The sequence below is a fragment of the Mesorhizobium sp. M7A.F.Ca.CA.003.01.2.1 genome, from assembly GCF_003998945.1.
Classification (GTDB): Bacteria; Pseudomonadota; Alphaproteobacteria; order Rhizobiales; family Rhizobiaceae; genus Mesorhizobium; species Mesorhizobium ciceri.
This window is the reverse complement of sequence record NZ_RZRA01001565.1, coordinates 1-613: the sequence shown is the minus strand read 5'-3', so window position 1 is coordinate 613 and position 613 is coordinate 1. Positions and strand designations below refer to the sequence as shown.

At 65.3% G+C, this 613-nt stretch carries 1 pseudogene; it reads left to right on the top strand.

The features are described from left to right. Positions 1-613 (top strand): annotated as a pseudogene (locus tag EN969_RS34220) (translocation/assembly module TamB); the annotation flags it as partial.

Genomic DNA, 613 nt, shown 5'->3' with positions numbered 1-613 from the left:
GACCGGCTCCGTCAACGACCAGCCGCTCGATATCAAGGCAGCACTGGTGACAAGCGAGGGCAAGCGTTCGATCAACGGATTCCTGGTCTCGCTGGGCGACAACAAGGTCTCGGGCGATCTCGCGCTGGACGACAAGTACATGCCGCTCGGCACGCTGACGCTCGACGCGCCCGCTATCGACCAGTTGGCCGCACTCGCCGGCCAGGCGGTGACGGGCGACATCGACGGCACCATCGGCTTTGCCAAGGAGGGCGACGCGCCCTCCGTCGCGATCGATGCGAAGAGCACTTCGATCGCGCGTGGCGACGTGACGGCCAAGGCCATCACCGTCAATGCGCTGATCGCCAATTATCTCAAGGCGCCGGCGATCGCCGGTTCGATAAAGGCTGACAGCGTCACTTCCGGAACCACCGAAATCAGCGGCATCGGCGTCGACCTGAAGCGCGACGGCGATTGGACCAATTTCACCGGCGGCGCCACCATAGCGGGCATTCCGGCGACCGCTGCCGGCCGGGTGAAGATCGCCGACGGCAACACGAGCGTCGAGATTACCTCGGGCGAGGCGACGGTTCGCGGCATCAAGGCCGCAATCGCTCAGGCGTCGACACTGAGC